16 protein-coding genes are annotated in these 21,247 nt (G+C 72.0%); 3 read left to right on the top strand and 13 right to left on the bottom strand.

The annotated features are described in order from the left end of the window. Positions 1-32: 32 nt before the first annotated feature. Positions 33-425, top strand: a complete 393-nt coding sequence (locus tag AC3IFE_RS01145; protein ID WP_301738856.1) for an OsmC family protein — start codon at positions 33-35, stop codon at positions 423-425. A gap of 44 nt (positions 426-469) precedes the next feature. Then, entirely contained in the window at positions 470-1,354 is an 885-nt protein-coding gene (locus AC3IFE_RS01140) for a pirin family protein (protein ID WP_489189338.1), read from the top strand. A gap of 56 nt (positions 1,355-1,410) precedes the next feature. Here AC3IFE_RS01140 and AC3IFE_RS01135 read toward each other — a convergent pair whose 3' ends face one another. Genes AC3IFE_RS01135 through bcsB form a run of 9 tightly spaced genes read right to left on the bottom strand, consistent with a single transcriptional unit; the run spans position 1,411 to position 16,134 of the window. Further along, positions 1,411-1,608, bottom strand: a complete 198-nt coding sequence (locus AC3IFE_RS01135) for a hypothetical protein (protein WP_069617189.1) — start codon at positions 1,606-1,608, stop codon at positions 1,411-1,413. Then, positions 1,590-3,146, bottom strand: coding sequence for a cellulose biosynthesis protein BcsG (gene bcsG / locus AC3IFE_RS01130; protein ID WP_489189337.1), 1,557 nt, complete (start codon positions 3,144-3,146; stop codon positions 1,590-1,592). Before bcsG ends, AC3IFE_RS01135 begins: the two co-directional genes overlap by 19 nt. Before the next feature lie 27 nt (positions 3,147-3,173). Next, positions 3,174-5,711 (bottom strand): UDP-forming cellulose synthase catalytic subunit, encoded by a 2,538-nt coding sequence (gene bcsA, locus AC3IFE_RS01125; RefSeq protein WP_489189336.1) that lies wholly within the window; start codon positions 5,709-5,711, stop codon positions 3,174-3,176. Continuing rightward, positions 5,708-6,487 (bottom strand): cellulose biosynthesis protein BcsQ, encoded by a 780-nt coding sequence (gene bcsQ, locus AC3IFE_RS01120; protein ID WP_489189335.1) that lies wholly within the window; start codon positions 6,485-6,487, stop codon positions 5,708-5,710. The genes bcsA and bcsQ overlap by 4 nt, the downstream gene beginning before the upstream one ends. Continuing rightward, complete coding sequence (locus tag AC3IFE_RS01115; RefSeq protein WP_301738849.1) at positions 6,484-6,720, bottom strand: hypothetical protein; 237 nt, start codon at positions 6,718-6,720, stop codon at positions 6,484-6,486. Before AC3IFE_RS01115 ends, bcsQ begins: the two co-directional genes overlap by 4 nt. Then, the gene (bcsE, locus tag AC3IFE_RS01110; protein WP_301738848.1) at positions 6,717-8,690 is read right to left on the bottom strand and encodes a cellulose biosynthesis protein BcsE; all 1,974 of its coding nucleotides are present in this window, start codon (positions 8,688-8,690) and stop codon (positions 6,717-6,719) included. The genes AC3IFE_RS01115 and bcsE overlap by 4 nt, the downstream gene beginning before the upstream one ends. Before the next feature lie 8 nt (positions 8,691-8,698). Beyond that, a complete protein-coding gene (locus tag AC3IFE_RS01105; protein ID WP_489189334.1) occupies positions 8,699-12,580 on the bottom strand; it encodes a cellulose synthase subunit BcsC-related outer membrane protein in 3,882 nt (1,293 codons plus the stop codon). Next, positions 12,565-13,794 (bottom strand): cellulose synthase complex periplasmic endoglucanase BcsZ, encoded by a 1,230-nt coding sequence (gene bcsZ / locus AC3IFE_RS01100; RefSeq protein WP_489189332.1) that lies wholly within the window; start codon positions 13,792-13,794, stop codon positions 12,565-12,567. Before bcsZ ends, AC3IFE_RS01105 begins: the two co-directional genes overlap by 16 nt. 3 nt (positions 13,795-13,797) lie before the next feature. Next, positions 13,798-16,134 carry a cellulose biosynthesis cyclic di-GMP-binding regulatory protein BcsB gene (bcsB, locus tag AC3IFE_RS01095; RefSeq protein WP_489189331.1) on the bottom strand — a complete coding sequence of 779 codons (2,337 nt, stop codon included), beginning with the start codon at positions 16,132-16,134 and terminating at the stop codon, positions 13,798-13,800. A gap of 294 nt (positions 16,135-16,428) precedes the next feature. On the opposite strand from bcsB, the gene AC3IFE_RS01090 reads away from it, so the two are divergent. Then, complete coding sequence (locus tag AC3IFE_RS01090; RefSeq protein ID WP_489189330.1) at positions 16,429-16,779, top strand: hypothetical protein; 351 nt, start codon at positions 16,429-16,431, stop codon at positions 16,777-16,779. Between the two features lie 23 nt (positions 16,780-16,802). Here the strand turns inward: AC3IFE_RS01090 and AC3IFE_RS01085 are convergent, their stop codons facing one another. Genes AC3IFE_RS01085 through AC3IFE_RS01070 form a run of 4 tightly spaced genes read right to left on the bottom strand, consistent with a single transcriptional unit; the run spans position 16,803 to position 21,103 of the window. After that, entirely contained in the window at positions 16,803-17,255 is a 453-nt protein-coding gene (locus AC3IFE_RS01085; RefSeq protein ID WP_489189329.1) for a hypothetical protein, read from the bottom strand. Next, a complete protein-coding gene (locus tag AC3IFE_RS01080; protein ID WP_489189328.1) occupies positions 17,255-18,673 on the bottom strand; it encodes a phosphatase PAP2/dual specificity phosphatase family protein in 1,419 nt (472 codons plus the stop codon). Before AC3IFE_RS01080 ends, AC3IFE_RS01085 begins: the two co-directional genes overlap by 1 nt. Beyond that, the gene (locus AC3IFE_RS01075) at positions 18,670-20,439 is read right to left on the bottom strand and encodes a bifunctional alpha/beta hydrolase/class I SAM-dependent methyltransferase (protein WP_489189327.1); all 1,770 of its coding nucleotides are present in this window, start codon (positions 20,437-20,439) and stop codon (positions 18,670-18,672) included. Before AC3IFE_RS01075 ends, AC3IFE_RS01080 begins: the two co-directional genes overlap by 4 nt. A 58-nt stretch (positions 20,440-20,497) precedes the next feature. Beyond that, a complete protein-coding gene (locus tag AC3IFE_RS01070; protein WP_489189326.1) occupies positions 20,498-21,103 on the bottom strand; it encodes a CDP-alcohol phosphatidyltransferase family protein in 606 nt (201 codons plus the stop codon). Positions 21,104-21,247 lie beyond the last annotated feature (144 nt).

The raw sequence follows: 21,247 nt of genomic DNA, 5'->3' as shown, positions 1-21,247 counted from the left end.
CGGGCCCGCCCCCTTTCCCACCTGGAATTGCCATGAGCGAACTCACCGTCGAAGCGAGCATCGGCCCGGTCGATTATCTCGTCCACTTTACCGACGGCGTCCACCAGTGGCGCGCCGACGAACCCGCGTCGCTCGGCGGCGGCGATACGGCGCCAACGCCCGTCGCGCTGCTGCTGTCGAGTCTCGGCGCATGCACCGCGATCACGCTGAAGATGTACGCGCAACGAAAAGACTGGCCGCTCGACGAAGTGCACGTGACGCTCACGCACGAATCGGGGAGCGCGGGCAGCACGATCGTGCGCCGCATCACGCTCGACGGCGGCCTGACCGACGAGCAGCGCGAACGCCTGTTGCAGATCGCGAACGCGTGCCCGGTGCACAAGATCCTCACGCACCCGATCGCGATCGACACGGCGATCGCCTGAGCGCCTCCCGTCACCGCCACTGTTCCCGTCACGAGATTCCCGACATGTCCGCCCCGATCAAGACCCTGCTCACGCCGCGCGAAAGCGACATCGGCCACCTCGTCGTGCGCCGCGTTCTGCCCGCGCGCGCCGCGCGCCTCGTCGGCCCGTTCATCTTCTTCGACGAGATGGGCCCGGCCGTGCTGCCGGCCGGCCGCGGCATCGACGTGCTACCGCACCCGCACATCGGGCTCGCGACCGTCACCTACCTGTTCGACGGCTCGCTGATGCATCACGACAGCCTCGGCTTCCGGCAGAAGATCGTGCCGGGCGACGTGAACTGGATGACGGCCGGCCGCGGGATCGTGCATTCGGAGCGCTCGCCCGACGAGGATCGGCCGCGCGAGCAGCCGGTGCATGGCATCCAGACCTGGGTCGCGCTGCCGGTCGAGCATGAAGACACCGCGCCCGCGTTCGTTCACCACGCGGCCGACACGCTGCCGTCGTTCACGCGCGACGGCGTGACCGTGCGCGTGATCGCGGGCACCGCGTTCGGGCTCGCGTCGCCGGTCGCCGTGTTCTCGCCGACGCTCTATGCGTATGCGGAATTCGCGCCGGGCGGGCAGCTCGCGCTCGATGCGGAGCACGACGAGCGCGGCGTATATCTCGTCGACGGCGACCTCACGATCGACGGCACGCCGCTCGCTCCCGCGACGATGGCCGTGCTCGAACCGGGCGCGACCGTGGCGCTCGCAAGTACGAACGGCGCCCGCGTGATGCTGCTCGGCGGCGCACACCTGCCGGGCGAACGGTTCATCGAATGGAATTTCGTGTCGAGCGAACGCGCGAAGATCGATGCGGCGCGCGCCGCGTGGGCCGATCAGACGTTCGGCAAGGTGCCGGGCGAAGAAGGCGAATGGACGCGCCAGCCGGAACGCAAGGCGCAGTAAGCCGGTTCGCCCGGCACGGCGGCGACGTGCCGGCCATCAAGCCGGCCGTCGTGCGTTTACCGCTTCAATCCCATCAGCTTCGCGAGCGTGGGCCAGCGATCGAGTGACGCGTCGAACGCGCGGCGCGCCTGCTCGTCGACATAGCGCTCGGGATCGAGCGCGGGCAGATGCCGCGCGAGGCCAATCACGTCGTTAGGTTGCGACAGGCGATCGTCGTCGCCTTCGCCGGAAATCGTCACTGTTCGTCGATCCATACGCCGTCCGGAGTTTTCACCGCATAGCCCGCGGCGGTCTGCATCGTCACCGTGCCCTCGTTCTCGCCGACCATTCGCGTGCGCGGCAAATCGGCCGCATATTGCGCGAGCGTCGCGCCCGGCTTGAACGGGCTGTTCGACACGAGATTCGACAGCAACTGCGCGAGCGCGAGGAAGCTGGTCGGCTGGTCGATCACGGTCGTCGCGCCGTGGTTGCCCGTGAAGCCGACGAGCCGCACGCCGACCGGCCCGTGCACGATGCGCGGCGTCGGAATCTCGCGCAGCCCCGCGATCTGGTTCTTGTCGCCGCGCAACGCGGCGCCGTGCTCGGGCACGAACACGATCACCGCGCGGCGGCCCGATTGCGCGATCAGGTCGGCGAGACGGTCGAAGTCGGTCATCATTTTCGTCGCGCGCTGCGGGTACGAATCGATGCTCGTCAGCGCGCTGCCGATGACGCGGTTGCCGTCGTGCAGGCTGATCGTGTTGTAGTACAGCGCGACCGGCCCCGGCACCGCCGCGCGCTGCGCGTACCAGTTCGCGAGCGTCGAGTAGTCGTCCTTGATCGCCGAGCCGTCGAACGCATGCATCGTGACCGGCGCGGCCGCGTTCGAGATCATCGGCGCATCGGCCACGCCGATGTTGTCGTGGACCACCTGCAGGAAGTTGTCGAAATGGCCGTCGTGGTTGAGCAGCGACTGCACCGTGTAGCCGGCGCTCGCCAGTTGCGAGAACAAATGGCACTGCGGCGGCGCGGGCTTGTACAGGTCCGCATGCGCTTCCTGCCCGCAGCTCGCGCGCAGCACGCGGATCGCCGCCGGGCCGCTGTAGCTCGCGGCCGTGCTGAAGTTCGTGAACAGGTAGTCGAAGTGGCTCAGCATCGGATGGTTGCGCACCTTCGCCGCGTCGAGGTCGTCCCACGACAGCGAGCAGATGTGCAGCACGATCACGTCGAACTGCGCGGCCGGATCGCTGCCGAGATGGCCGAACGCGACCTGCCGCTGCGACTCCTGCGCGCGGAACGTCGCGAGCGCCGCGTTGTGGTCCTCGGGCTGGTCGACGCGTGCGGCGCCCGCCGCATTCGCCTGCGTCTGCGCCGGCGCGGCGACGCGCGCCATCAGCCCGCTGCCGGCCTGCCACAGCGGCATCACGATCAGCACGGCCACCACGAACGTCGCGACGCGCAGCCAGCGATTGACGATGAAATAGACGATCAGCACGCCGACGATCGCCAGCGCCAGCACGGGCGGCAGCAGCCGCGGCAACAGCTCCATCCAGTAGTCGAGACGGAACGTGCTGACTTCGCGCGCGGCCTCGGCGAGACGGGCGAGCGGCGGCGCATGCAGCTCGCGCGCGAGCAGCGGCACCGCGATCGCGATCGCCACGACCTGCCGGACGATGCGCCACGCACGCGAGCGGATCGGCGCGCTCGCCACCAACGCCACCGCGAACGCGAGGTTCGCGAGCCAGAACGGCTGCAGGTGCCCGGTCGCGAACAGCGCGAACTTCAGGATGAAATACAGATTCCAGAACGTCATCTAACCTACTCCATGATGCGCGCCGCGTCAGTCGCGCGCGCGATCGAGTTTCGGCGCAAGCATGGCCTGCACGCCACGCACCGCACCCTTCCACATTCGGACATAACCGTCCAGCCCGATCCGCAGCACTTCCTTGAGGCCGCCGAGCGGCGTGTCGGGCCGCGCGCTTTCGTGCCAGTCGAGCCACGCGTCCGCGCGGCCGAACGTGCACTGCACGAGCTGGCGCTCCTGCTCGAGCGTCAGTTCCTCGAAGCTCACGCCGACATGCGTCGGCGTCGCGCGGGTCACGCGCACCGGAAACGGAAACGCGCGGTCGCCGCGGGTCACGCACACCGTCAGCGTGTCGCCGACGGCGAGCGACAGCCCCGGCACCGCTTCGAGCCCGAGGCCACCCGTCGAGTAATCGCTCGTGAAGCACGCGGCGGTCGAGCCGTCGGCGAGCAGCAGCATCGCCGGCACGCGCATCGCGATCCGGTGCGTGACGCGCACCTGCTTGGTCTCGCGCGCGACGGCCAGCGCCGCGCCGAGCATCGCGAGGTTGTAGACGGTCCAGCCGAGCGTGATCAGGATCGTCGACGCCTCGTCGCCCTGGTCGACCACGAGCCGCCACAGGCCAGCGACGATCGCGAGCACGTTCAGCGCGAACAGCACGAGATACGGCTTCGAGGTCGACCAGTCGACGTAGCCTTCGTCGATCTTGCCGCCCTTGTCGGTCACGTTGAACTTGCCGTGCTTCGGGCTGAAGAACGCGACGGTGGTCGGCAGCGCGATGTACCACGCGAGCACCGATTCGTAGACCTCGGCCCAGAACGAATGACGGTAGCGCCCCTGCATCCGCGAGTTCGCGACGTTCGCGAGCACGAGGTACGGGATCACGTAGCTGGCGAGCGCGAACGACGACGCGTTGATGAAGTACAGGTGGAAGAACAGGTACGCGAGCGGGATCGTCAGGAATATCAGCCGCGGAATCCCGTAGAAGAAATGCAGCATCGCGTTGCCGTAGCAGATCCGCTGGATGAAGCCGAGCCCGCGCCCGAGAAACGGGTTGTCGATCCGGAAGATCTGCGCCATCCCGCGCGCCCAGCGCGTGCGCTGCTTCACGTGGCCGGCGAGGCTTTCGGTCGCGAGGCCGGCCGCCTGCACGGTCGGCAGGTACGCCGACGTATAGCCGCGCCGATGCAGCTTGAGCGCCGTGTGCGCGTCCTCGGTCACGGTCTCGACCGCGACGCCGCCGACCTCCTCCAGCGCGCTGCGCTTGAGCACCGCGCACGATCCGCAGAAGAACGTCGCGTTCCACAGGTCGTTGCCCGACTGCACGAGGCCGTAGAACAGGTTGCCCTCGTTCGGGACCTCGCGGAACGTGCCGAGATTGCGCTCGAACGGATCGGGCGAGAAGAAATGGTGCGGCGTCTGCACGAGCGCGCATTTCGGGTCGCGCAGGAACACGCCCATCGTCGTCTGCAGGAACGAGCGCGTCGGCACGTGATCGCAGTCGAAGATCGCGATGTAGTCGCCGTGCGTCTTCGGCAGCGCGCGGTTGATGTTGCCGGCCTTCGCGTGGAGGTTGTCGTCGCGCGTCAGGTAGTCGATGCCGGCCTCGGCCGCGAATGCCGCGAACTCGGGGCGCCGGCCGTCGTCGAGCAGGTACACGCGCAGCTTCGCGCTCGGCCAGTCGATGCTCTGCGCGGCGAACACCGTCGGCTTCACGACCGACAGCGGCTCGTTGTAGGTCGGGATATAGACGTCGACCGTCGGCCAGGTGTCCGGATCGTCGGGCAGCGGCACGATCGGCCGGTCGAGCGGCCACGCGGTCTGCACGAAGCCGAGCAGCAGGATCATCCACGTATAGGCTTCGGCGCCGTACAGCAGGTAGCCGGCGACGGCTTCCACCGGGCTGCGGAAGTCGAGCGTCTGCGTCGTGCGCCACCACACGTAGCGCAGCGTGGCCAGCAGCGCGAGCGACGCGAGCGCGAGGGTCGGCAGATGGCCGGGCAGGCGGCGCAGCGCGAGCGCGAGCACCGCGACGATCGCGAAGAACGCGAACTGCGCGCCGGGCATCAGCGGCGACATCCCGGCCGCGGCCCACAGCACCGCGCCGGCGACGAGCAGCAGCGGCGCGAGCCAGCGGCGCCGGCCGACGCCGTTCGCGCGCGCATCGAGCCAGCCGCCCCAGCGCGTCCACGGCAGGCGCTCGAGCATCGCGTTGATGCGCCGGGCGACCGCACGCCCGGCCACGTAGACGGGCACGACGAACGTGTCGAACCACGCGAGCGGATCGCGCGCGGGCCGGCCGTCGGCCGCACGCGGCGCACGTACGATCGCGCGCCACAGCCATTCGCGCACGCTGAGCGGCTGCAGCACGCCCCAGTCATGCGCGAGCCGCAGGAACGCGATGCGCACCCAGCGGCGCACGTGATCGGGCCGGCCGGGCGGCGGCGCATGGAAGAACAGCCGCACGAACCAGTCCACCCGCGTGCGTTCCGCGGGCAGTCCGATGCCGCGCGCGCACCAGTCGGCCGCGCGACGGCCGAACATGCGCAGTCGCGACGCGAGCGCGGCCTTCATCGCACGGCTCCCGCGCGGCCGGCGACGGCGGCCTTCAGCCACGTGTCGACCCAGTTCGCGACGCCGTTCAGGTCGTGCGACGCCTGCGAATACGGCGCGTCGTCGAAAATCCAGCTGCCGCGCGCGAGCGCTTCGGGCACCGCCGCATCGACGTGGATGCGCTGCTCGAGCATCGACGCCGGCCCCGCGACCGCGCGCAGCATCGCCAGCGCGTCGCGCTGCATGTCGCGCGCCGGGTTCAGCCGGTTCACGACGATCTGCAGTTCGCCGCGGCCGGCCCGTAGCGCGCCGAGCCGCGCGGCCGTCGTCGCGCAGGCGACCGGCTCCGGCGGCACGACGACGAGCGTCAGGTCCGCGCGGCGAATCGCCTGCTCGGCCTGCGGCGACGGATAGCGCGCGGTGTCGACCAGCACGACGCCGTCGGCCGGCAGCGCGATCTCGTCGAGCGCGCGCGACAGCCAGGCCGGATCGGCGGCGAGCTGCGCATCGCACGCGGCGGCGCCGGCCGCATCGACCTGCCCGTACGGCACGAACAGCACACCGTCGGCGTTGCGCCACGTGTGCGCGTGCCACGGTTCCGCACCGCCCAGCAGGCCGTGCGCAAGACCCTGTTCGGCCAGCGTGTCGAGGCCGAGCGTCGCGCCCATCAGGTTCTGTGCATCGAATTCGACGGCGACGACCGGCCGGCCGCGGCGCGCGAGCAGCACCGCGAGCGCGGCGGCCAGCGTCGTGCGGCCCGCGCCGCCCGTCGTCGACGTGAGGGCGATCGTCTTCATCGTGCCCCCTTGCCGGCGCGGTTATCGCGGTCATCGCCTTCTTCGCCGCCGGCGCCCGGCAGCAGGCGGCCGCGCAACGCGACCGGCACGAGTTCGCACGGCACCGCGTCGCGCCGGTCGATGCCGCGCGGCGCGTGGAAGCCGCGGCCGACGCCGAGGTGCTGCGCGACGATCCACACCGGCACCGCGATCACGATACCGACGATGAAGCCGATGACGAGTTCGGCGATCATGCGTTCTCCTGCTTGCGCAGCGGCATCGCGCTGCGGACGGCGCCGCGCGCACGCACGGCGGGAATGACGGGCTCCGGCGCCGACGTGTCGGCGGCGGCATCGGCGGCGGCAGGCTCGGACGCCTGCGGTGCGCCGATCGCGTCGAGCGTGACGACGGTATCGATCGCCTCGATCGCGTCGCTCACCTCGCTCGCGTCGGGCAATGCCGTGCCGGCGCCGGCGTGCGCGGGCGGCGCCGCGCGTGCGGCGCCTGCCGGCTGCGTCGCCGCGAACAGGTCGCTGTAGTCGGCGATCGGCGCGCGCCGGTTCTCGGCCTTCAACGCATCGAGCTCGGTGTCGATGCTGCCCTGCCCGAGACACACGACGCGGTCGGACAACGTATCGACCGGCACCTCGAAGATCCGCGCGAGCGCGTCCTCGGCGTCGACCGGCTCGCACGCGAACAGGAACACGAACAGGTGCCCCGCATCGGCCGTCACGACGTCGCCCGCGCGGCGCGGCCGGCAGTGCCGCAGCGCGTCGACGTGCGACACGCCCGGCAACAGCGTGAGCTTCGCGAGCGTGTGCGGCAGCGCGAGCACCGCGCCGCGGTCGAGCACCGCGCGAATCCGCAGGCAGAACGCGCCGACCGGCAGATAGCCGAGCACCGAATCGCCGAGCGCGGCCGCGAGCGCCGCGCGATAGTCGGCCGCGACGGGCCGCGCGTAGAGCTGGCCGTGCAGCGCGTGCACGGCCGCCTGCATCCGCGAGACGGGCAGGTCGCGCGCGACGACCCGGTTCGCGCCGACGCTCAGCACGAGCACCTCGAACTGCTGGCGCAGCACCTCGCCGCGCTCGACGACCGCGATCTTCAACGCGCCGCCGCATTGCCGGCGCAGCGCGTGCACGTCCGCGCACAGCGCTTCGAGCTGCGCGTGCGAGCGGAACACGAGCACCGCGGTCGCGGCCTGCGCGTTCGCGCACGCGGCGACGACGGCCGCGTTGTCGTCGACGATCTCCCAGCCGTCCGGCACGCGGCTCGCGCCGTCGAGCACCGCGCGGCTGACCACCACGCGATCCTCGTCGCTCGCGAGCTTCATCCGGCGCGCCGGTTCGGTCGCGCCGCCATCGACGCTCGCCGACAGCCGGCCGCCCGGCGCAAAGCGCAACGGCCGCACCTCGCCGGCCGCGAGCGTGTCGCCCGCGCGCCAGAAATCGACCACCCACAGCAGCTCGCCGTGGGTGCGCTGCAACTGCGCGACGCCCGAGCAGATCCCGTGGAAGCCGCTGCGCGGCGTGCGATCCGCCTCACGCACGAGCGGTGCATCGTCGGCGCGCGCGGCGCCGCCCGCACGAGTGGCTTCGGGGTCGAGCAGCAGCACGAGCGCAATCCGGCGCGTGCGGCACCAGTCGGCCAGCGCGTGCGCTTCATCCGCGAGCGCGACCGGATCGTCCCAGCTGAACCAGCGCTGCGCGCCTTCGACGAAATACAGCGACCGGGCATGCAGCCCGTAGCGCTTCATCGCGCGCAACCCGCCGGTCAGCCGCGCGAACGGGCCCGGCGCCACGCCGCGCGGCGCGTCGGCGGTCACGCCGGCGTCGGCCGGCTCGGCCGCCGGCGGCATCGCCAGCACGTTCAGGTTGCGCGGCCAGCCGGCCGGCTGCGCGCCGCCCGCGAAGCCGAGCGATTCCATCCGTGCGGCGACGCGCGCCGGATCGCGCGCGAGCACGATCGTGACGTCGCGCGTGCGCGCCTGGCGCGCGCTTTCCCACACGAGCGCGTCGCATCCCGGCGTGCCGCCGGCCGCGTAGATCGCGTAAAGGCCGCCGGCCTCCAGTTGCGTCCACGTATCGGGCAGGCCGTCGATCGCGAGCCGGCTCAATGCGCCGGCGCGGCCGCGCGCCGACCCCACACGCAGCAGCGCGCGCAGGCGATCGACCAGGCCGGTGGCGCCGGGCGCGGGGCGGGTGGCATCGAATTCCGTCTTCACGCGTTCCCCTAGTAATCCGAATAAAGCCGCACGGGCGTCGGCGTCACGAGCCAGTTGCGCGGCGCGCGCGCATCGAACGCATAGCGCAGGTACACGAGCGCCGCGCTCGGCGCATAGTCGTGCGACCGGTCGATCTGCAACTGCGCGCCGACGCTCAGGTGCGGGTTCACGCGATACTCGACGATGCCGTTCACGCCGTACGAGAACGACACGCCGCGCGTCGAACTGCCCGCATACACGAACCCGGCCGCCACCTGCGCGGCGCGCTGGCCGGTGAGCGTCGGGTAATACAGCGAATCCTTCTCGTAGCTGTTCGAGATCCCGCCCGTGACGGTCAGGTCCCACGACAGCGCATCGTGCCGCCCCGCCCATTCGATCGGCACGCCGAGCGACAGATAGCGCTGCGGGCTGTAGTAACCGCCCTGCCCGTACGTGTAGTAGCGCAGGTTCTGCGCGTAGTGCCATGCGTTGCCGACGAGCCCGGTGCTGACCTTCATCGTCGCGCGCTCGTACACGGGCACCGTGAAGCCGGTGCGCAGCGTGACTTCCGCATTGCGTTCGACGTTGCGGCCGGACAGCACGCCCGCGCCGAGTTCGGCGAACAGGTTCGTGCGGCCGACGTCGACCGATGCGCGCAGGTTCACGCCGTCGCGGCGCACGCCGCCCCACACCGCGCCCGTCCACGGGTCGCGCATCCCGGCGTACGACAGCACGCTGCTCGTTTCCGGCCGCCGCGACGCATTCACGGAGAAGCTCGCGGGGCCCGCGTCGAAGCGATAGCGCACGCCGCCGACCAGGTAATGCACCGGGAAACCGAGCGGCGACGTGCCGAGATCGAAACGCCATGCATCGGACAGATAACCGGCGCCGAGCGCGACGCCCGTGGTCGACTGGTGCAGCGAGCCCGGCGGATTCGCGATCGATGCGGGTGTCAGGGCGTTCTGCGCCCTGAGCCCCGCGTACGTGCCGAACGTCTTCAGCGAAAACGCGTCCGGGTTGCTCGTATCGAGCGTGCCGGGGTCGAGGTGCACGGTGTCGATCTGCGCGAACACATGCCCGTCGTAGCGGACCGGCATCTGCATGTAGATCGGCACCTGCTGCGCGCGATACGACGAGATGCCTTCGTCGCCCGATTTGTATGCGGGGATCCAGCCGGTCTCGATCTCGGGATTGCGTCGCTGCGCCAGCTCCGCGAACGCGGCCTGCGCGGGCGTGAGCCCGTCGCGGCCGGGGCTCACGCCCGTCGCGGGTTCCTGCGACTGCGACAGCCGGTACAGCGACGCCGCGTCGTCATAGCGGCCCTGCGCCTCGGCCACGCGCCCGGCCGCGACCGTCACGTCGGCGCGTGCCGGATACGCGGCCTGCAGCCGGTCGGTCACCTGCGCGGCTTCGTCCGGGCGTCGCAGCGCGTTCAGGCGGCGCACGGCCGACAGCTGCGTGTCGACGTCGTCGTCCGGCGTGCGCGCCAGCACGGCCTGCACGCGCTCGCGTGCGGCGGCTCGGTTGCCGCTGTCCTCGTCGATCCGGGCGAGCGCGAGCTGCGTATCGGCGTCGTCCGGCGTACGCGCGACGACCGGTGCGAGCGCCTCGCGCGCCGCGTCGTAATGGCCCTGCGCGCGTTCGAGATCGGCGAGTTCGAGCGCATAGCGCTTGTCCGCGCGGCCGGCCGGGCTCGCGCGATCGAGCAGCGTGCGCGCCCGTGCATAGTCCTGTCGTGCGATCGCGTCGTCGGTCTGCCGCAGCACGAGCCGCAGCGACTGATCCTCCAGTCGCGCCGTCTGCGCCGGCGTCAGCGACGGATCGCGGCGCAGCGTGTCGAGCCACGCGGCGAGCGCCTCGTCGCGCCCCGCGCTGCCGAGCAGGTCGCCGTAGCGCAGCCGCACGTCCGCATCGGCTTCGCGCGGATGCGCGGCGATCCAGTCGCGCAGCGGCGCGAGGCCGCGCTCGGGTTCGCCCGCGTCGATCCACTGCGCGCCGATCGCCGCGAGCATGTCGGGATCGTCCGGCGCGCTCGCCTGCGCGTGCGCGAGCGTGGCCGCGAAGGCCGCGCGGTCGCCGCGTGCGCGCGCGCCGCGCGCATCGGCCAGCGCGCTTTCGGCATCGAGCTTGCGCGCCAGCGCGCGCATCCCGTCCGAGCGGTGCGCGTCGTCGACCGGCGCCAGCGCGGCCTGCGCACCCGCGACGTCGTCGATCGAGTTGCGGTACAGCGCGCTCGCGTAGCGCATCTCGGGCGTATCGCTTCGCGCGAGCCCGTCGTCCATCACCGTGCGGCCGAGCTGCGGCAGCCCCATGTCGCGATAGAGGCGCGCCAGCGCGAAGCGCGTCCACGGCGCGTCGGGCGCCGCGCGCACGGCCGCCTCGTAGCGTTGCGCGGCCGGCCCGCGCGCCCCCTTGTCGGCCAGCGCCCGCGCTTCGTTCGCGAGCACGTCGCCGCGCAGGCCGTCGAGCGTGCGGCGATCGTCGGCGCCCGTCACACGCCCTTGCAGCGCGTCGAGCAGCGGGCCGATCCGGTCCGCGCGGCCGGTGTTTTCATACAGCGTGGCCGTGTCGCGCACGGCCGACAGGCTCGGCGAACGCGCAGCCAGCAAGCCGCGCAGCAACGGCTCCGCCCGCGCCCAGTCGTGCTGCGCGAGCAACGCATCGGCGAGCTGCAGCTTCGCGTCGGGGTTGTCCGGCTGCATCGCGAGCGCCGCACGCGCGGCGCGCTCGGCATCCTGTGGGCGCCCGGCGCTGGGCGCTTCGCGGCCTTGCGCGAGCAGCCCCCAGAACTGCGCGGTACGCGCGAGGCCCTGCCATTTGCCGCGCTGGTCGGTCGCACGCGACGCGGCTCGCGCGAACAGCGCACGCGCTTCGTCGTGGCGCCCTTCGCGCAAACGCAGCAGGCCGAGCCCGCCCAGCGCGTCGGCGTCGTCCGCCCGCGCCCGCGCGGCGCGCGCGAGCAGCGGATCGGCGGCGGCCAGGTCGCCGCGCGCGAGCGCCTGCAACCCGCGCTGCTGCGCGATGTAGTCGGGATCGCGTTCGAGCCGGCGCTGCGCGTCGCGCTGCTGGTCGAGGGCGGCGGCGCGATCGCGGAATTCGGTGTCGTCCGGCGCGAGCGCGAGATACGCATGCAGCGCATCGAGATACGCGGGATCGCTGCCGGCCGACTGCAGCACGCGCCGCCACAGCGCCATCGCTTCCGTATGGTCCGCGTCGGTGCGCTTCGCGAGCGACGCGGCGATCCGGTTCGCTTCCGCGCGCGTGTCGTCGCGCTGGTTCAACAGCCGCGCGAGCGCGACCGACGCGCTCGTGTCCCGCGGATCGGCGGCGATCGCGCGGCGCAGCGCGGCGATCGCCGGCTCGCGGCCGCCCGGCGCATTCGACACGATCTGGTAATACTCGGCGCCCAGCGCGCCCGACGGCGCGCCGTTCGGAAACAGCGCGACGATCCGCCGGGCCGCCTCGTCGGCGCGGCCGCTGCGCGCGAGCAGCCGAATCTGCGCCATCTCGCCGCGCCCGCTCGTCGCGACGCGGTATTCGTCGGCCACCCGCCGCGTGCCAGGCGCATTCGGCGACTGCGCCTGCAGCCGCGCCAGCGACGCCTGCGCGCCTTTCGCGTCGCCGAGCCGCAGCAGCACGCGCACCTGTTCGGCCAGCAGGTCGGGGTCGCCCGGCGCGATCAGCAAGCCCTTGCGCAGCGCATCGCGCGCGAGATCGTCGCGATGCTTGATGCCCCACATCCGCGCGGTGTCGAGCTCGCGCCGCGCATCGGCGGCGGCCGAGGTCGACGGTGTCGCGGGGTTCGCGATCGCCGTGCCCGTGGCAGCACCCGGCGCCGCCGCGCACACCGACGACGCGAGCCACGCGAATCCCGCGACGTGCGGCGCGGCGCGCTTCAGCGGGCGGCGCACGAACGGCCTCCCCAGCGGGTGTCGAGCGTGCCGTCCGCCCCGAATCGATAGCGGCCGTCGCGCCAGCCGAGGCCGAACAGCGTCAGCACGCTCGTGTAATAGCCGGGCGCCGACTGGCGCGCGAGCGCATCGACGCGAGCCGCCTGTGCATCCGCGAGCGCGTGCTGGCCGCGTGCGTCGAGAAACGGCACGGCCGCCGCGGAGAAGCCGCCGTTGCCGTCGTTCGGCCCCGCGACGCCCGTCGTCGTATCGACCTTCTCCGGCGGCGCGCCATGCGCGGCGATATGGTCGGCGAACGGCGCGAAGCGCGCGAGCAGCGGCGCGGCAAGCGGATCGGCGCGGTCGAGCGTGCCGGCCCACAGGTACACGCGGATCGCGTTGTACGCGCTCTCCGCATGCGTGTCCGGATCGGGCCCGAAGCCCTTGCCCGCGCGATACAGCGCCCAGTCGGGCGAGAAGCCCTTCGGCGCGGTGTCGAGCAGCACGCGAGCGGTGCTCGATGCCAGCGCGCTCCAGCGCCGGTCGTCGGGCAGCCGCACGCCGAGCGCGCGAATCACCTGCGGCGGCGAATAGCTCGGATTCACGCGCCATTGGCCGTTGGCGAGCTTGAAGCCGGTCGGCCCCGGCAGCAGCGTGAGGCCGAGGCCCGGCACGGTCGCCGTCTCGTCGTCGAGCACGCGCTTCGCGAGCAGCGCGCCGCGCGCCGTATAGCTGCGCTCGTGCCACAGCCGCCCGGCCTCGACGAGCGCATACGCGATCCACAGGTCGGCGTCCGACGCCGCGTTCGCGTCGAGCACGCGCCACGCGCCGTCGGGCGCGCGGCCCCACAGCCACGCCGGCAGGTGCGCGCTCAGGTCGCCCTGCGCGAGGTTGTTCTCGGTCCATGCGAGGATCGTATCGAACATGCGCCGGTCGTTCGCGACCAGCGCGAAGAAAAGTCCATACGCCTGCCCCTCCGACACCGTGCGCGAATCGGCCGAGCCGATGTCGATCACGCGGCCGTCGGCCGAGATGAAATCGCGCTTGAACGCGTCCCAGCCCGGCCACGCCGCGCCGCATCCCGCGCCCGCCGCATCGGCCGTACTGGCCGGCGCGGCGTGCGCGCGCGTGGCCACGCCGGCCGCCGCGCACGTCACCGCAACCGCCAGCGCGAGCATCGCGCCGACACGCCGCGCCGGCTGCGTTGCCCGTCGCTTCGTCATTGCCCGCGCCATCCGTTACATCCCCCGTCGACGCGCGGCGATTCGCTGCAGCACGCTGAACACGCCGAGCGCGAGCAGCAGCCCCGCGGCGACGCCGACCGCGCCGAGTACGACCGGATGCCGTGCCGCCTCCGTCCACACGCGCGCATACCACGGCACGAAGCCGACCACGTAAGGCTCGCCGACCCGCAGGCTGTCGACCCGCCCCGGCCGCACCAGCGCAAGGTCGCCCTGCAGTTGCGACACGAGCCCCGAGTTCTCGAACACGTCGAGCAGATCGCCGAGGCGCGGCTGGTCGGTCGCCGTCAGCGCGACGACGCTGCGGCCGTGACTGTCCGGCAGCTCGAACCCGGCGAGCGCCGCGAGCGGGCCCGCCTGTTCGATGTGCGCGCCGCCGTCGGGGAGGCCCACGCCGTTGCGCCAGCGTTCCTTCACCGTGAACGCGACACGCGTCGCGCCCGCGCCGCCGGCCCCGCCCGGCTCGCCGATCGCGAGCGGCAGCGCCGTGCGCCACTGCGCGAGCAGCGGCGACGCCGGCGAGCCGTCGATCACGAGCAGATCCTTGTGCCCCGACAGCGCGGCGACGTCCCCGGGCCGCGCGACCTGCACGCGCAGCGCCGGGAAGCCGGTCCATTCGCCCATGTGGCCAAGCATCGTCAGATAGGCCTCGAGCTCCTGCGGCGACGGCCGGTCGGGCATCACGACGGCCGTCTGCGACAGGTCGGCGAAGCGCGTGAACGGGAAGCCGCTGTTCGCGAAGAACGCGAGGTTCGGCAATTGCGCGTAATGGACGAAGTGCGAGAAGTCGATCGTCGAATCGGGATCGATCGCCGCGCGCTGCGGCTCGGTGGCCGTGCTCGAACACAGGCCCGTCTTCTGCGAATCGAGCGTGAAGCGGAACTGCAGCTGGTTGCCGCTGCCGACGCGGAACGCGGGAATGTCGACGTCGCTCGTCACGCGCCCTTCCGGCACCGACAGCAGCGGCAGCTGCATGCGGCCGTGCGCGTCCTCCGCCTGGGCCGGCCCGAGCCGGTACGACTTCACGAGCTGATCGTTGATCTCGATCGCGAGCGTCGAATTGTCCTGCACGGTCGGCGCCGTGTAGCGGTAGCGCAGCGTGATCGGCACGCCCGCGCCGTTCCACGAATGCAGATCGGCCGGCACGCGCAGGTTCAGCCGGATCGCGTCGGGCGTCGTGCCGCGCACTTCCAGCTGGTGCGGGTCGTTCACGAGTTCGCGGAACGCGATCGGCCGGTTCACCGGCAGCCAGCGCGGCGCGTCGTACGGCTTGCGCGGCGCGCCGAGATCGACGTGCGCGACCGTCGCCGCCGGCCCCGACAGCGCCGCGCGGCCGAGCACGAGCGTCGCGACCGCATCGTCGACCTCGGCCGCCGTGCGGCCCGTGACGACCAGCAGCTTGCGGCCCGGCGCGGCCGGGTTGTCGGCGACCGCGAGCAGCGGGCCGTTGACTTGCGGCAGCGCGAGACCGGCCGGCAGCGTCGCGGCCGTGCCGACCACGACGGCCTGGTCGTCGGCCGGCAGCGCGGTCGACACCGGGAAGCGCGCATGCCGGTAGTCGGCCAGCGCGCCGAACCACGACGCGAGCACGCCCGCGCTGCGCAGCGTCGCCGAATCGGGCGTGGCGGGCAGCACGAACGGTAGCCGCAAGCGGCCGTTGTCGCGCCGGTCGAAGAACGGCGCCGGCAGCAGCGCGAGATCGTTCGGCAGGCGCACCGGCGCTTCGTCGAGGATCAGCTCGCTCGTCGGGCTCACGTCGGCCCACAGCGCCGAGTTCGCCGGATCCTCGCAATGGTCGAGCGTGTAATGCGCGATCAGGCGCAGGCCGATCTGGTTGAAATCGGAAAAGTAACGCGGATCGATCGGGATTTCCTGCGTCACCGTGCGGCCCGCGCGCGCGGCGTCGAACGGGACGGTCGCGATCACCTCGCCGTTCACCGACACCTTCAGGTGCGACAGCGGAAAGACCAGCGACGGCGAATACGCGTAGGTCAGGCGCAAGCGCGCGCCCGTGACCACGCGGTCGAGCCGCACGCCGGCGTTGATCGTGCGCGCGTCGTCGGCGCCGCGCAGGCGCAGCGGATCGAACGCGCCGAGCGATGCGAACGGCAAGTGGACGGTCGTCGCCGGCAGGCCGGCGGCCGGCGCGCTGGCCGCCGTCGGCGCCGCCGCGGGCACCGCGGCCGGCGCGGGATCGGGCGCCGCCGCGCGAGCGGCCCCGGCCGTCGACGCGGCAGCCGGCACGGCCGGCATCGGCGCGGCCGACAGCGCGGCCGTATGGAAAGCGCCGGTCATCGCGGCCGTCAGGACGAACAGCGACACGGCGGGCTTCATGCGCGGCCTCGCGTCGTCACGATCGTCCGGTGATCCTGCGCGTCGCAGCAGACGCGCGCAAAGCAGCTATGCCCGTGAGTGCACATCCCCTCTGCTTCCCCTCATATCTGGCTTGATTGCATTTATCGGTACGACGCGGCGGATGCTTCAACGACCGGTTCGTCGCGCTGACGGACGTCTGGCACTCGCGCCCGTCATTTGTCACACTATCTTAAAAATAGAACAAAACTTACCGTGATTCGCGACTGAGAGGCGAAAAAATCTCAATTCGGTCGGAAATGCCGCGCGGGAAGAGTGAATGGCAAGCATTGCGCCGCTGCCAGCCGGACGGCTGGAACGGCATACTGCCGGCGCGATACGGCTGGCCGGGCATCGGCCCCGTTCCGTTGCGGACGGCCCGGAACGCGCTGCCGCAAGCGGCGCGTATGCTACCGCAAGTACACGCCGCGCGACGCACTTTCTTCATGGAAAACTGACCTGGATCAAATCGGCGACTCCGCCACCCCGTCGGCCGGGACGCTGCTGCGCAGCATCGCCGCGATGCTGCCGGACGACGGCACCGACATGCACGCGCTGATCGAGCATGCGGACCAGGCGATGTACGAGGCCAAGCGCACGCGGACGCAACGGGCGGCCCGCGCGTAACGTGTGACGCGTCGCATGCATCGCTAGCCGATCGGCGACACCGCGATCGCGATCCCGACGACGAGCCACTGCACGATCGCGACGAGCACGGCGGCCCGGCACAGCCCGACCGCGCCGCGCACGCGCGCGTCGAGCGTGCGTCCGGCCTTCGTCGCGTCGATCCAGCCCAGATCGACGAGCGCGCGGTCGAGCGCCGCCCGGCCGCCGTCGACCGCCCCGTCGCCGTCCATCGCCCGCGCCAGCGCGGCAAACAGCCGTCGATCGATCTCGATGCGCACCGCGTACCACAGCGCCGCGATCCCCGACCCCGTGCTGACGACGGCCAGCAGCACGCGGCCGAGCGTCGCCGGCGGCCAGCCCGCCGCGATCCATCCGCCCGCGCCGGCCGCGGCCAGCGCGGCCGCGATCGCCCACGCGCCCGCGTCGAGCGCACCACGCGCGGCGGCGATCCTGAAGGGGCCAGATCGATCGCCCATCACACGCGCTCCGCGTCGCGACGGCGATCGATCCATTGCTGCAGCACGGCCACGCTTTCATCCGACCATACCGCGTGCGGCCGCACCGCGCGCACCGCGGCCAGCGCGTCGCGCGCATCGGTCAGCCCGCGCCGCGCGGCGAGCCACGCGGCCGCGCACAGCACGCTGCGCCCGTAGCCGAGCGCGCAGCAGACCAGCACGTCGCGCCCTTCGCCATGCAGGCGTTCGAGCGCCGCGACGGCCTGCGCAAGCCGCGCCGCCGTCGGCGCGACGAGATCGAGCTGCGGCACGCACGCATACGCGAGCAACGCATCGGCCGCCGCCCAGCGCGGCATCTCGGCGGTCAGGTCGACCAGCGCGGTGAAGCCGTGGCGCCGGATCTCGCGCGTGGTCGGCGTCCGGCCGATCGACACGCGTTCGTCGATCCGCATGGGTGCCGGCTGCCGGAACGTCCACAGCCGCGAATTGACGAACGCGCCGGCGACCGTCGGCGCGAGCAGCCAGCCGATGAAGACCGGAAACCGGCCCTCCGCATCCTTCTGGAACGCGCCCGGCGCGCCGCGCCGGTATGCCCATGCGACGCAGGCGAGCGCCAGCGCGGCCCACCCCGCCGCCAGCGCCCAGCCCGGCGCGCGCGGCACGCACGCCAGCGCCGCGAGCGCGACCAGAGCGGCACCGCACGCATAGCGTCGCGCGAGCGCGCGACCGGCCGCGGACGGCGACGCATCGGCGCCCGGCAAACGGCCCGCGGCATCGCGCAGCGGAAACAGGAACAGCGCGAGACAGCCGACGGCCGCCCCGGTCGGCACGTCGATCGCATGATGCTGGTAAGTCGTCAGCACCGACACGCCGATCGCCGCGAACCACAGATGCAGCACGACACGGGCGAACGTACCGCGCAGGTGCTTCGCATAGACGGCCCACAGCACGACGAGCAACCCGATATGCAGCGACGGCGCCTGGTTGAACGGCTTGTCGAAGCCCATCAGCAGCGTGAACAGCGCGCCGGCCACGCCGCCCGCGTCGGGCCGCTCGAAGCCGAAACGCAGTGGCCACGCGATGAAGCACGCGACCGACATCAGTTGCACGGTCAGCAGCCGCTTCACGTGATCGAGCAGATCGTCGCGGCGCGTCCAGAAGAAGAACGACAGCGCATACAGCAAGTCGATCGACCAGTACGGCACGATCGTCCACGGCACGAACGGGATCGCATGCTCCCAGCCGAACGCGAACGTCGGCACCGCGGCGCGGCGCGCGGCGAGCCAGTTCGCGAAGCCGTACGTCGAGAAGAACACTGCGCCCATCGCCGCGAGCCAGCACACGCGCAGCGCGAACGACGCGTCGCGCGCGCCGGCCGCCGGCTCGGCCAGCCCGCCGCTCGTATCCGCATCCACACCCGCGCCGCCGAGCGCACTCATGACGCGTCGACCCGCTGCGCGAGGCTGACCGTGAAGATGCCCATCTCGTCGATCCGCTGGTCGAGCTTGCGGAAGCCCGCCCGCGCGACGAGCTCGTCCATTTCGGCCTGCGAACGGCGACGCATCACCCAGGTCGATTCGCCGCGGTGATTATTCAGCGCACGCGCGATGAATTCGAGCTGCGGATGCCACGGCTGCCCCGTATAGACGAGATAGCCGCCCGGCGGCACGGCCTGCGCGAGCCCGCGCAGCGAGCGCTCGATCAGCGCGTTCTCGCCGAACAGCTCGTAGAGACCCGACACGATCGCCAGCGTCGGCCGCGGCTCGAGCGTCGCGAGGGACGCCTCGTCGAACGCATCGCCGCGCTCGAAGCGCGCGATCGGCTCGAGGCCGCGCTGCGCGATCAGCACGCGGCCGGCCTCGACGTTCGGCGGGCTGTAGTCGCGCAGCGTGATGTCGTCGGGCGCCGCGCCGTCGCGCTCGGCGGCCGTCGCGATGGCGTCGAGCACGTAGCGCCCGTGGCCGGCCGCGATGTCGACGATCCGCACCGGCGTGCCGTTCCCGCGCAGGCGGCCGATCGCCGTGCCGATCAGTTCCTGCAGATGCACCTTGCGCTGGCGGATGCCGACCCAGCCCGGCGAATCGAGATACGTGCGGTCGACCAGCGCGCCGATGCCGAATCGCCCCTGCGCGCGGTTGCGGTACACGTAGTCGAGCGTCGAGCCCGAATCGAAGCCGAGCCGCAGCCCGAGCGCGATGCCGTCGGACAGCGCGCCGCCGGCTTTCAGGCCGGCGCGCGTGAGCGCCCAGTACGCCCGGGCGAACGCGTTGGCCGGCGGCCGGCCGAGCGCCGCGTATTCGTCGTGGAACGCGCCGCGGCGGTCGGCATCGGCGAGCGACACGCGCGGGCTCGGTGCGTCGAACTCGCGCAGCACGAACGCACGCAGCGGCGCGAGCGCCTGCGCGCGGTCGCGCTCGCCGAGCGTGTCGTGGTAGAAGCCCGGCAGCACGATGCGCTCCTTGCGCGCCGAGCCGAGCCGCTCGAAGAAGCGGTCCTGCGGGCCGCGATGCACGACCCAGTCGGCGCCCGAGATCAGCAACTGCGTCGGCACGGTGATCGCGGCCGCGTCGGCGACGATGCGCTGCGCGGTATCGTGCAGGTCGAGCAGCATGTTGACCGCGATCGGCCGCGTGATCAGCGGATCGGACGCGTAGCTCGCGATGCGCTCGGGGTCATGCGTGAGGAATTTCGGCTTCACGTAGCTGTTCACGTAGAACAGCCCGCGCAGCCTGTGCATCAGCCGTAGCCCCGGCCGCGCGAACGGCACGTAGAGCTTGATGTGGAATGCCGGCGACGCGACGACGAGCGCGCGGATCGGCGGCGCGTAATCGTGCGCCCAGGTCGCCGCGAGCACCGCGCCGACGCTCTGGCCGACCACGGCCATGTCCTCGATCGCGATGCCGTGCGTGTCGCGGATATGTTCGACAAAGGTCTGCAGGTCGCGCACCGACGCGGCAGCGCTCGGGCTGTAGCCGCGCGCGCCGGGCGAACGGCCGTGACCGCGTGCGTCCCACGCGAAAAACGCGAAATCCGGCAGGTCGAGCTCGTCGACGAGGTGCGCGACGCGCGCCGAATGTTCGTGGCCGCGATGCAGCAGCACGATCGCGCCGCGGCAGCGTGGGCCCGTCGCGGGCCAGTGACGATAGAACAGCGTTGCGCCGTCGTGCGTGATGAAGTCGGCCTCACGGGCCGTGCGTGCGTTCATGCGATCTCTCTCGTTTCGTTATTCGAATCATGTGGCGCCGCCCTCCCGCGCCCGGCTGTCAGCCGCCCGCCTCGGCGATCCCGGCCCGCACGCGCCGCACCGCCGTCACGATCGACAGCACGATCAGCAGCCGCCACAGCCACGCGGCGACGCCGCCGACCGGCAAGCCGAGGCCGATCCACAGCGCGAACGCGCCGAGGGCCAACGCCCGGTCGCTCTTGCCGAACGGGCCGTCGTAGCGGCGCGTCGCGCCGACGAGCGGGCCGATCAGCCCCGCGCATTCGACGATCACCGCCGTCAGCGCGAACAGCCAGACGTCCGCCGGCGCGAACGCGGAAATGGCGAGGAACGGCAGCACGAGCGCGACGTCGGACACGATGTCGCCCAGCTCGTTCAGGTAGGCGCCAAGCGTGCTCTTCTGCCCGTGCTCGCGCGCGAGCATGCCGTCGATCGCGTTGAGCGCCATGCGCGCGAACAGCCACAGCGGAATCAGCAGGAACAGCGGGCGGGCGAACACGCCGAGCCCGGCGAGCGCGCCGACGACGATCGATCCGCCGGCCGCGAACAGCGTGACCTGGTTGGCGGTGACACCACGCTCGGCGAGCGAATTCGCGAACGGGCGCAGACGGTTCTGGAATTTGGGTTTGAGTGCGTAGAGGCTCATCGTTTCGTATTCGTATTATTCGCGCGGCACGGCCGGATACGTTTCCCGCCGCCATGCCCCGGGCGGCGAAACGGCCTTCGTCGGCCTGGATTGAACGGCCCTCATCGTCGCCGAGCGGCCTCGATGCGTCAAGCCTGCGGGCCG

The sequence above is a fragment of the Burkholderia sp. APQ4-4ca genome (assembly GCF_057837105.1).
The sequence above is the reverse complement of the archived record's forward strand: the minus strand, read 5'-3'. Positions and strand labels throughout refer to the sequence as shown.

What these genes read in the sequence shown, in the direction of transcription:
- AC3IFE_RS01070 (WP_489189326.1), bottom strand. Translation starts at nt 21,103, where the DNA reads ATGAGCCTCTACGCACTCAAACCCAAATTCCAGAACCGTCTGCGCCCG.
- AC3IFE_RS01080 (WP_489189328.1), bottom strand. Translation starts at nt 18,673, where the DNA reads ATGAGTGCGCTCGGCGGCGCGGGTGTGGATGCGGATACGAGCGGCGGG.
- AC3IFE_RS01085 (WP_489189329.1), bottom strand. Translation starts at nt 17,255, where the DNA reads ATGGGCGATCGATCTGGCCCCTTCAGGATCGCCGCCGCGCGTGGTGCG.
- bcsZ (WP_489189332.1), bottom strand. Translation starts at nt 13,794, where the DNA reads ATGGCGCGGGCAATGACGAAGCGACGGGCAACGCAGCCGGCGCGGCGT.
- bcsA (WP_489189336.1), bottom strand. Translation starts at nt 5,711, where the DNA reads ATGAAGGCCGCGCTCGCGTCGCGACTGCGCATGTTCGGCCGTCGCGCG.
- AC3IFE_RS01140 (WP_489189338.1), top strand. Translation starts at nt 470, where the DNA reads ATGTCCGCCCCGATCAAGACCCTGCTCACGCCGCGCGAAAGCGACATC.
- bcsQ (WP_489189335.1), bottom strand. Translation starts at nt 6,487, where the DNA reads ATGAAGACGATCGCCCTCACGTCGACGACGGGCGGCGCGGGCCGCACG.
- AC3IFE_RS01145 (WP_301738856.1), top strand. Translation starts at nt 33, where the DNA reads ATGAGCGAACTCACCGTCGAAGCGAGCATCGGCCCGGTCGATTATCTC.
- AC3IFE_RS01075 (WP_489189327.1), bottom strand. Translation starts at nt 20,439, where the DNA reads ATGAACGCACGCACGGCCCGTGAGGCCGACTTCATCACGCACGACGGC.
- AC3IFE_RS01115 (WP_301738849.1), bottom strand. Translation starts at nt 6,720, where the DNA reads ATGATCGCCGAACTCGTCATCGGCTTCATCGTCGGTATCGTGATCGCG.
- bcsB (WP_489189331.1), bottom strand. Translation starts at nt 16,134, where the DNA reads ATGAAGCCCGCCGTGTCGCTGTTCGTCCTGACGGCCGCGATGACCGGC.
- AC3IFE_RS01135 (WP_069617189.1), bottom strand. Translation starts at nt 1,608, where the DNA reads ATGGATCGACGAACAGTGACGATTTCCGGCGAAGGCGACGACGATCGC.
- bcsG (WP_489189337.1), bottom strand. Translation starts at nt 3,146, where the DNA reads ATGACGTTCTGGAATCTGTATTTCATCCTGAAGTTCGCGCTGTTCGCG.